This window comes from Shewanella aestuarii, from assembly GCF_011765625.1.
Classification (GTDB): Bacteria; Pseudomonadota; Gammaproteobacteria; order Enterobacterales; family Shewanellaceae; genus Shewanella; species Shewanella aestuarii_A.
In genome coordinates, this window is the sequence record NZ_CP050315.1 from 201677 (window position 1) to 212170 (window position 10494).

General features: G+C 39.9%; 11 protein-coding genes. 7 read left to right on the top strand and 4 right to left on the bottom strand.

Translation table 11 applies throughout. From position 1 onward, the window contains the following. From HBH39_RS19565 to HBH39_RS19590, 7 genes are all read left to right on the top strand, one after another. Positions 1-1110, top strand: a complete 1110-nt coding sequence (locus tag HBH39_RS19565) for a ParB/RepB/Spo0J family partition protein (protein ID WP_167680501.1) — start codon at positions 1-3, stop codon at positions 1108-1110. Positions 1111-1277: 167 nt separating this feature from the next. Continuing rightward, entirely contained in the window at positions 1278-2129 is an 852-nt protein-coding gene (locus HBH39_RS19570) for a hypothetical protein (protein WP_167680502.1), read from the top strand. A 14-nt stretch (positions 2130-2143) separates the two neighbouring features. Beyond that, positions 2144-3217: a GlyGly-CTERM sorting domain-containing protein gene (locus tag HBH39_RS19575; protein ID WP_167680503.1), complete on the top strand. Its 1074-nt coding sequence runs from the start codon at positions 2144-2146 to the stop codon at positions 3215-3217. Between the two features lie 43 nt (positions 3218-3260). Next, complete coding sequence (locus HBH39_RS19580) at positions 3261-4490, top strand: hypothetical protein (RefSeq protein ID WP_167680504.1); 1230 nt, start codon at positions 3261-3263, stop codon at positions 4488-4490. Beyond that, positions 4474-5526 carry a hypothetical protein gene (locus HBH39_RS19585; protein WP_167680505.1) on the top strand — a complete coding sequence of 351 codons (1053 nt, stop codon included), beginning with the start codon at positions 4474-4476 and terminating at the stop codon, positions 5524-5526. Before HBH39_RS19580 ends, HBH39_RS19585 begins: the two co-directional genes overlap by 17 nt. Before the next feature lie 18 nt (positions 5527-5544). After that, a complete protein-coding gene (locus HBH39_RS20025; protein WP_280117351.1) occupies positions 5545-5679 on the top strand; it encodes a hypothetical protein in 135 nt (44 codons plus the stop codon). After that, positions 5672-6097 (top strand): hypothetical protein, encoded by a 426-nt coding sequence (locus HBH39_RS19590; protein ID WP_167680506.1) that lies wholly within the window; start codon positions 5672-5674, stop codon positions 6095-6097. Before HBH39_RS20025 ends, HBH39_RS19590 begins: the two co-directional genes overlap by 8 nt. A gap of 53 nt (positions 6098-6150) precedes the next feature. Here HBH39_RS19590 and HBH39_RS19595 read toward each other — a convergent pair whose 3' ends face one another. Genes HBH39_RS19595 through HBH39_RS19610 form a run of 4 tightly spaced genes read right to left on the bottom strand, consistent with a single transcriptional unit; the run spans position 6151 to position 10411 of the window. Further along, on the bottom strand, positions 6151-6735 hold the full coding sequence (locus tag HBH39_RS19595; RefSeq protein WP_167680507.1) for a hypothetical protein: 585 nt from the start codon (positions 6733-6735) through the stop codon (positions 6151-6153). Between the two features lie 10 nt (positions 6736-6745). Then, positions 6746-9184, bottom strand: a complete 2439-nt coding sequence (locus tag HBH39_RS19600; protein ID WP_167680508.1) for a hypothetical protein — start codon at positions 9182-9184, stop codon at positions 6746-6748. Positions 9185-9192: 8 nt separating this feature from the next. Beyond that, positions 9193-9684, bottom strand: coding sequence for a hypothetical protein (locus HBH39_RS19605; RefSeq protein ID WP_167680509.1), 492 nt, complete (start codon positions 9682-9684; stop codon positions 9193-9195). Beyond that, positions 9674-10411, bottom strand: a complete 738-nt coding sequence (locus HBH39_RS19610; RefSeq protein WP_167680510.1) for a hypothetical protein — start codon at positions 10409-10411, stop codon at positions 9674-9676. Before HBH39_RS19610 ends, HBH39_RS19605 begins: the two co-directional genes overlap by 11 nt. Positions 10412-10494 lie beyond the last annotated feature (83 nt).

Consider the following 10494-nt stretch of genomic DNA (forward strand, 5'->3'; position numbering starts at 1 on the left):
ATGTTTAACACTATCGATACTAAATATGAAGAATTGCAGTCAGCTCGTTTAAGAGATATGTACCGTCACGAAAAAGAGCATTCAGCTCCCGAAGATATGAAGGTGGGAACTCTAAACAGTTATGTGGTGACAACGGATCGTATCTTTGTTGAAGAAGGATTTAATATCAGGGACTTGAATGAAAATCACGTGACTAATTTTGCGAATGCATATAGAGAGAACAAAACAGTACCTCAAATCATCGTGAAAGTGGTTAAAAATGCAGAAGGCGAGTATATCTGCATTGTGAGAGATGGCCACCATCGCTTTGCAGGTGGCATTCAAGCGGGTAAGACTGAGTTCGAAGTAAATGAATTTCAAGGTGACAAAATCGATGAGGTTTTGTTAATGATAGATACTGCTAATGGACTTCCGTTGAATCAATTGGATTTAGCGGCTGCGGTTTCACGTTTAAAAAATGAAGGGTTAAATAATTCTGAGATAGGCAGAAGGATTAACAAAAGCTCTGCCCATGTTGGGCATTTACTAGATTTGCTCAATATGCCACAGCGATTAAAAGATATGGTGCGAAATGACATGATTTCTGCCACCTATGCTCGCGAACTATTTAAAGAACATGGCGATAAAGTGATGTCTGTTATCGCATCTTCGTCCAATAATTCAAATCAACCACAAACTTTAATGGATTTTGTACCGACTGAAGATGAATCAGACGACAAAAAGGTCGAAGAAATTCATTCGTTTGTTGAGCAGATTAAGAAAGATAGCAAACCAGATAAGCAGATGACAGAGGATAACAAAGAAAAGCAAATCGATATTGAAGATGTAATCGCTGCTGATGATCTTGCCTATTTAAATGAAATTGGACAAAAGTTTGAGGAAGTTGATAACAGCGACGACTCAACAGAAAGTGATTCGATTGAGCCAACAGTCAGAGTAACCAAGAAATCTGTCAAGGGGAAATCAATACCCAAATCTATTAGCACCGATGTCAGAACCTTCATTTTAAAATTAGCGTCACAAGTCAACCAGGATGAAGATCAGGTAATCAAACTCACAGACGATGAATATTATGAGTTAAAGCGATTTGAAGAGGCGTTAATCAAATAAACAACACCTTTGAGCGACGGTCAGCAAAGGAGCTATCTATAAATTGATAGCTTTTTTATAGCTCATTTAGTATATACTTATCATGTGCATCATACATGCAAATTTTCGTTGACAATAGGCTTAAAGCCTATCATAATGAATGTAATTAAACTACTGAGGGTAATCTCATGAACAACTTTAATCACTTCACGAAATCGGCTCTAGCTCTGGCTTTAATCGCTGCTGGCAGCGCCAACGCAACGTCATTTAAAGCTGAAGTAACACCAGAGCAAGTGTCTGCGTACAATGCGAAAGAAGAGAGAATGCAAACCCTCAGAAACCAAAAAATCGCAGAAATTAAGCAGGTGATGACCAAAAAAGGCGTACCTCAAGCCATGATCAACCAAGTTACCAATGCGATGCAAAACGGGGATGACGAAAACTTGGAAATTGAAACATCAACTTTCTTTAAGTTCTATGGTTGCGAGTATCGCGGCAATTCGGATGAATGTGATCGCCAACCTGCCGATATGTCAAATAACACCATAGATATTGCATTTGTCTATGATCCACATTCTTTGGGATTGCAGCGCACAAAAGGGGCTTTCTACCGCTTTGTAGCCGATACAGTTGACAGGATGAATCAGGGTTTAATTGACTCGAAAGTGAATACCAGAGTGCGACTAGCTGATTTTTCGCAAATCGACATCAGCGATTGGTACGAGAAACAGCAACAAGCACTAAGCGATTCGGATATGCTTTGGGTCTATGAGTTGGACAAAAAAGCTTATGTTCCAGAAAATCTCAGCTTTGATTTCCCTAGTTATGACTTTTTGGATGATGATGGCGATGCAGTGAAAGGTTTGTCAGGATTTGCGTGGCAAATCTGGGAGCAAGCGCATGGATATTATATTAATGCGTACCAAAACAATTTCACAAAGAGATTGAAAAATAGCGGTGCGGATACCTTCATGTACATCACTCGTGAGTCGAAAACATTGTGTGGTGCGGCAGGGGGGCAGGTCATGCAACAGTGCTAGCTGGTTATGAAAATATGTCAATCGACAACAAATACAATTCCTGTGGACCTGCGGCCTTGCACGAACTGGGGCATGTCCTCGAAGCGGGACATGAGCGCGGTTATGGTAGTAGCTATCATCAAGAGGATTACAATAGAGCTGCTGCGGCCATTTCTTGCGCCATTGATGAAAATGGCAATGAGCAGCCTTCGGTGATGTTCCATGTGTCAAAAGGTTTTAATGTTTTCAGTTCGCCAGAAGTCATTAACGACGGGATAGTTTGTGGTCACGAAACAGAAGCGAATAATGCAAAGCAAATCGGGTTTGCCACACCTTATGTGGCAAACATAACCGATGAAATGACCACCGTTGGTACGGTATCTATAGCAAGTGAACTGGAAACAAGTACCGACATTAACGAAAGTGGTGTGGCAATAACCATCTCTCGGGATGGGGATTTAACAGCTTCTACTGAAATCAGTCTATATCTTGATGGCAGCTTAATCTTGCACCACGACGAATGGGGCGGGGTCGAGAGCACAACAGAAATCTTCCAAGAAGACTATATCACAATTAATTTTGGCGCAGACGAAAGCAGCAAGGTTGTCACGCTTAATTTCACAGAGGGCTTAACTTTGGCAGAAAATGTCACCGTTAATGCCAAACTTGTCGTTCCAATGATGCTAGATGTTAATGTTGATGCAGCCAATGTAGTGTTAACCGTTTTGGCGAATGATGTTGAGCCAACGCCAGAACCAGAACCAGAGCCAACGCCAGATCCTGACCCAACGCCAGATCCTGACCCAACGCCAGATCCTGACCCAACGCCAGATCCTGACCCAACCCCAGAACCTGACCCAACCCCAGAACCTGACCCAACCCCAGATCCAGGTACAGGAGATTCAGGTGATTCAGGTGACTCAGGTGATTCAGGTGATTCAGGTGATTCAGGTGATTCAGGTGACTCAGGTGACTCAGGAACGGGCGGCACACCAACACCAACACCAACACCAACACCCGAACCAGAAAAGAAAGATAGTAGCTCAGGTGGTTCTTTGGGCTGGTTAAGCTTACTAGCCTTGGCTTGGGTTTCAAGAATGCGCAAATAAGCAGACGAAGGGTGGTTGATTCCACCCTTTTCGGAGGTGATGAATGAGCACATTTAACGATTGGGATATTAAAGCCCTGAAGTCAGATGCGGTGTTAGCCAATCAAGTGGTGCTTTCCTCAGTGCTCATTGCAATCGAAGAGAACGCCTACTCAACTTGGTTAGATGAAATTTTCGAATTGGTGAGAGAAGAGTGTCATTTTTTTGATCTCGATAAAAAGCATTCACCGCAAGAAGCTTTTGCCTTCACGATTGAGTCAGCTAATCAATATAATTCCGTGTTATCAAATTTTGCCCCGATAGATTTTGAGGCAATTCTAGATAAAATTAACACATATTATCAGGAAGATAGTTATGAAGAAGACGAAGACGAAGAATATTACTACGAGCCGCTTTCAACTGAACAGTTGATAAGCCAGTTTGTATACTTAATTATCCATTGTGAAAACAGCAATGAAGTATTAGATAACATAGGTATAACTGAAGAGTACCAAGAATTTAAGTCACTGTTGGATTTTATAAACAGAGATATGGAATGTAGAAAAATAGCGACAATAGAACATGACGAGATAAATAATTATAAAATTACACTTACATCGGGATCTACGTTTACGGTCGATTCCTTGGAAGTAGAGGGAGACAATATTACATTGAGCACTGGATGTGCCGTAATAGAAGATATTTATATCAGTATCAATGAACCAATTTTAAGTAACATTTCAATGCTCTGTCCAAGTGTACTGAAAATAGCGGATTTTGAGGAAATGGACTTGAACAAGATCATGTCGCAAAGTCCAGATGAGTTGTTTAGAGAGTACCTTTTTCCAACGGTAGAGTTAAAGCATTACATAAAAGCATTGATTAGCCACTTGGAAGACAGCAACAAAATGGTTTTACAGTCAAATGGATGGTTATTTGGTGAAATTCAATCACTGATAGCATCCGACACCACATTGAAGCTGTTTTGCGAAAATATACATGATGAAGCCGTAGATAAGATATTTGAGTTAGTAGCAACAACTTTTTCAATAGATGAGTCACAAAAGTATTTGAAAGCGCAAATATTATCTCTGAATGAAAAAGTGCTCAAGCCAGAATTTAATACATTATTGTATTACTGCAACGAAGTGGCGTTTATCAACCAGAGTCAAGCAGTCAGCCAGCAAGTAAAAGATTTCGTCATTGAAAATGGGTTGCCCTTAGCTTCAAACCAAATGCAATGGGAGCAGATGCCATTACAAATTGAGGACCAAAATCATGTACTCAGTTTATAAGTGCTTAAATAATTGCAAGCTGGATGATTTAATTGAATTAAGAAATTCGACCTACGAAGCTCGCAGTTTATTAAATAATCTTGTGACATTTATGAATAGCGGTATGGGTTTTACACTAGATCAAATAGCGACGCTCAACAAAGTACCCTTGGAGTTTACAACAGACTTGCAGCCACAGTTAACAACGAAGGTGACAGAAAAGTTGTCTGTTTTAGGCTTTCCAAAAGGAATGCATAGCAATGCGCTCTCACAGGCGATGTTACTGAGAATGGGTAAGCATTTTAGAAACGTATCCGTCACCGAAGACTTTAGTTTGTCGCTATCAATCGGTAAACAGCATTATGAGATGCAATTTAAAAATGACGGTTTAACTATTTTTAATGAGCGTAAAGATGTAATAGCAAATATAAAAGCCAGAACTGAACATGATTGTTGCTTATGGAAGAAAATTGAGAACGCAATTTACCAAATAGACAAGCATGTAAGGTTGGATGGCGAAAAAGGCTTATTAAACGCTTGTAAAATGACCTTTTTGGAACGCTTGGACAACAAATTGGTTAATTTACACAATTTTAAAGAAATTGGTCCTCATATAAACGAAGCTGTTGGGTTGAATGATGAAAGTTTTACTAAAGAATTAAGGGTATTAGTGGGTCAAGCGGAAGTTGCTGAAGGTTTGTTTGACGATTTAAAGTTAAATATTTCAGAAGCCAAAGTGCTTCAATATGTAGATGAATTAGTCACTTATTTGCAGCATGCGCATGTAAGCCCAATAGATTTGATATGCCAATTTATCGAGAGTTGTGATCGAAGATATAATGTGTCTTCAGTCGCATTGGAAAACATAGTGAATAGCAAAGCGTTTAGCGTCATTCAGTTAAGTGATCTTAATAAGCTTGATTCTTCAGAGTTTAAAGAGCGCTTGAAGGCGATAAAGTTCACATCAGACATCGATGCAGTTATAAATGCTGAAAGTGGCGTAGAAGTGATACCAGAAGCGCAAACGAATGTTGTTGAGTTATCGAATAGTTTATAAATAATGCGAGGTGATACCATGAACGAGCATCAAAAAGAACAGGCAGTAGAGGAAAAATGCAAAGTGTGCAATCACAAGTCTTTTCATTCGCCTTGGTGCTGGGAAAAAACAGTACCGAAATTTGAAAAAAAACGGGTGGTATTCGATGAATAAAAAAGAGCGAGCGAGAAAATATTATGCGTCGCTTATGCTTCAAAGCGCCGATGACGTTGACGAATTTGCGACAGTATTAGGTTTATCTAATAAAATGGAGAAAATCACTAAGAACGATCTAGCAAAAAAATTGAGACATTCGAGTACAGCTTCATCGCGGGGAATAACTAAGTCAGATTTTTTAAATGTGCAGTTGATGGCTCTGTTAAAACATCAAGGTTTTGATTTTGGCACAGCGAAGTTTGATGAAAATATGATGCTAACAAGGATCTCTGGCCCCAAAAAAAAGGTATTTGGCTTCAAAGTCAAAGAATCAGATGAGGAATTAGCAGTCTCAGAAACCATAACCTCTTTGTTTGGTATGGATGCAGAGCAGAAAGAGGAAATAATAGATATATGCCGCTTAACCCAAATATAATCGCCAATCAAAAAGCCCCAACTACTCGGTTTGGGGCTTTTTTTTGTTCAAATTCAGACATTTTGTATAAAGTATTGGCGAATGTTAGAAAACGAAACTTCGCGCACCCAGAGTGTAGAAGTACCATTAAAAATGCGAAGGCGATTTCCTTCAGGGTCATAACCCGTAATCACCATTTCCGTTTTATTCGGCTTAAACTTAACCCCGAGCCATGCAGGATTAAATTCAATAGACGAGCAGTGCGACAAATATGAGCGCCCGTAATGGTCAAGGCCGAAGAAGTTCACTGTAGAGGCGTTAAGGCCAATTTTTAGTGTAGATTGGTCCTCACTGACCTTACAGATAACATCCGTAACACTCAGTCCCAATTCAAGAGCAAGTTTCACTGTCAAATTGGTTAAGAGCGCTTTGAATTCAGCAGTGTGTTCTTCAGTGATCTTATCAACACAAGCTACACCTTTGCTGTTTGTGAAATTAAGTGCGTTCTCTTTCGGAGCTGGCTTAGGTTTATTGCTAGCAAGAAATTCATCAGCAATCGTTGAAACAGTTTTGAATTCACCAGCAGGCTTCTTATCTACAACGCTCATAAGAGGCGATTCAGAACCGGTATTGATAACTTTGGCTGTGTTAGTATTCATAATATCTCCATTATCGATTAGATAAGTCTTTTTTAAGGTTTTTCAAAAGTTGTAACTGACGCTCAGGATTTGCCTGCAATCGTTGTTTGCCGGGGTACCCAGTTACATCAGCGATGTTTTCAATGGTTTTCTTGGTAACACGTTTGATAGTCTCTTTAGATTTTTCAGGTTGAATGAGTGAGTTGATAGCTTCGAGGTTGGTAGAGAGTGAGTCTTTATCCAACGTCCCGTTTGAGAATATATTGGTGAATAACGATTTGTTTTCTAGCGCTGTTTTTTCGGCTTCTTCTTCAATATCACTGGCATACTCGGTAGAAGTATCAGAATCAAATGACTCTTCATCAAAGGTATTATTAATATCAATCTGATCTTCGACTTTTTCATCGGCATCAGAAGTTTCAACAGGTTTATCGGGAGTGGAATTCGCCTGAGCATAGCTGGCGGTAAAGATGTTATTGTATTCTTGTTCCAGACGCGCAAGGAAAATCATAAAGACCCCAGCTGCTTGTGCTTCACTAGGCACATCAGCTTGATTAGCTAACATAAAATCACGGTTAATATTTAAGAGCTCACTTTCAGAGCCGCGAGTGGTTTCAATTTTGGATTCTTGTTCCAAAATTTTAATGAAGGCGTTGCTATATTGATTAACGCCGTCCAATAAAATTGATAATTCATGAGGATTGAATTTAGGGCAGGGAACAAAGTCATTAAGCGCAGTAACCTTGAGTTCTTTAGCGGTGATTTGTGGAATATTCACTTTAAAGAAACGGTCTTGTTGCTGAAGATAAACTTCACCCTCGATCAAGGTATTAAAATCACGGATATCCACGCGGCTGCGGCGAACTGTATTGACCTGATTGGCGATTTGATTGCCGTGAAAAACCCCGCCTTTTTCTAAATCTTTACGATCTTCTTCAACCGTGTACGCCTCTCCCATTTGATCTCTAAACATTTCTACAGACTGTTTATCCATCAAAAAGCCACCAAGTTTTGTAACAGTGTTACCAATTACAGAGTCGGTTTCTTTGCTTGCCATATCGGAAAGACGACGCATACCAGGTAGGTCTTGCGCTGCGTAAATCATTGATATAAAGAGGGATCTGGACTGGGCGCTGGCAACTGCAGTTCCTTCAACGAAGTAATAGCCCACCTCATCGTTGATAGATAAGTACGGAACGCTTGCAGAAGTAGCAGAGTTTTTAATATTGGTTTGGACGTCACCTTCAAATTGATGGCCAAGAGAAGAACCCATCATAGATTTTTGGGCAGCAAGAGAAATACGCCCTAGATTTGCTAATGAAGATGGCGATTTTTCCAATGCAGGTAATAAAACCATTAAAATGCGACGATTGATCACACAGTCTTTCATGCTCACTTGGCCCATGATGCATTGGAAGATAAATGAGTAATCGCCCACGAGCATATTAATTAAAGGAATTATTTGCATGGTAATAAAACCAAATTGGTCATATACCGTTGTGGATTGTGGTGATTGGCCTTTTAATAATTGGCTAAATGACGCTTCTGTCATACCAGGAATGGTTCGAATGAATTCAACTAATTCTGAAGATGCAGCTAGAGGTAAATCACTACGTCCGGCGAGCTTACCGACAGACTCTAAGCTCAGGTAAGGGATAAATGAACTCACTGATAGTTGAATTTCACCAATATCACGACGATAAACCATAACCTTAGTCAAAGCTGAGAGGAATGATTCAGCTCGTTTTGCCCAAATATCACCATCACCATCAAGGAGAGATTTTTGTAATTCAGAAATATCAGAGTAACTAGAACTGTAATAGGGGTTAAAAGTGTTAGACATTTGGTGTTCAGTTCTGCCCCAAATATCCTGTCCACCCGTGATATAGGAAATCATTAAGAAATCTAATGCACGATTGAAGCGCATTGCATTAGATAAATGCTCAACACTCAGGTCAAGCTGAGCTTTACCATCGGTGAATGAGTAACCCGAACCCATTACTAAGGCGCCACTGATGGTCAAGGTTGTTAAGCCAACTGATTTACCGCCACCGGTTGTGGCAAGAAAAAGTAAATGTCTTCTGGATTTTTCAATTGTATTCCAAACTTCATATCCATCATCAGTAACGCCAAGATATACAACACCAGCAGGTTTACCTTGAACTCTACCCTTTTGGCTGGGTACCCAATCGTTTGGATCGATATCTTGTTTTGCACCTGCAGGCACATATAAAGGCATGCTTAATAATTCTGGTTTACAAAAAAGCCAAATAAAAACCAGTAGAGGAAAAAGGATCTTAGTAATAGTTGGCGATATAATTAACAAAAAGCCCAGCACCATGAGTACATAGCCATACTTCCTACCCCGAAACAGTGATATGACTTCTGTAATAGGGTCTTTGTAATGACGAACAACCTTATCCTTGTTAATTTCGTCTGTAGCTGAAATACCAAATTTGTTATGGGCCATAATTCCACCTAATTGTCTTTAAATAAATCGGCTGGAACCCATTTATCTTCTTTTGGTTTAGATTGAATCCGTCCACCAGGCTCGATAGGTGGTCGTACAATAGGTGGTTTAGTAATCGGTGGTGTGATCATAGGTGGTTTCGGTGAAGGTTTAGGTGTTGATGATTTGCCTCCGCTAGATCCGCCGCTAGAACCGCCATATTTAGAGCCGCCAGAACCTCCGGGAAAACTATTGCCACTGTACTCTCCATAAAAGCCCATGAGATCATTAGTGCCAAAGCCACAAAACAAATCAGCACCAAAGCTCGGCATCGATGGCATATCGATAACAAGATCACCAAGACCGCAAGATTCAAGAAGGCTCGGTACCTCATCTATCATGTATCGTTCAAATTTATCTTGATGAGATTCCCTTGGCGATTGCGAGCAGGAATCAGCAGCAAAACCATTGAGTGAGATAATAGAAAATAGGCAAGACAGTAAAGTAACTTTAATTTTCATCTGAATTCTCTTTTCCGGTATCGCTAATGTCGTCTAAATCCAATCCATCTTCGTCGAAACCAACTGAGGTCGTCGTAGCTGCAACTTGCTTATTAGTTTCTGTAGTCTTCTCTTTAATGAAGCCATCAACCTGTTGAACATCAGCTTCAACATCAGCTTCAATATCAGCTTCAATATCAGCTTCAATATCAGCTTCAACATCGGCTTCAACATCGGCTTCTACTTCTGTAGCTGGTGCGGTTGCTGTAGCTGTAGAAGGAGTGGAGGATTGGGGTTTAATTTTTTCGTTTAATTTAGTGAATATAATTTTGGTTCGTTCACTGCTAAAAATTTTAAGCATTAAAAAAGTGCGAGCAGTGTAAGAAATTCTGACGTAAAGCATCTCAAGGAATTGCTTCGATTCTTCATCGATAGCTAAAGATTTATCAGTAAGGCTTGCAAGTTTGTCTGGATCGGCAGTGCCGAGGATATTAATCAGGCGAAGAGTGCGCGGAAATGAAAATAAGGCAGATAGGCCGAGCAATGTAGAGTTGTCTAACGATTTAATAATTTCGATTTCATTAGATTGAGTGATGTCAGTTAGGGCAGATGATATGTCTTCGATTAATTCTTTTATGTTTTTTTCTTCGTCGGATGGCCAATCTTCACGCAAAGACGCATCAACAGCGGCTTTTGCTGTGTTACCAAGAGTTACAAGCCAGTCTTTTAAGCTTCTATCATCCAACATAATTTGTTTTTCACTTTACTTAACATGTTATTGATACGTATACTAGCACCAGAAAGTAAAAAATGGAATACATGGTGGTAACA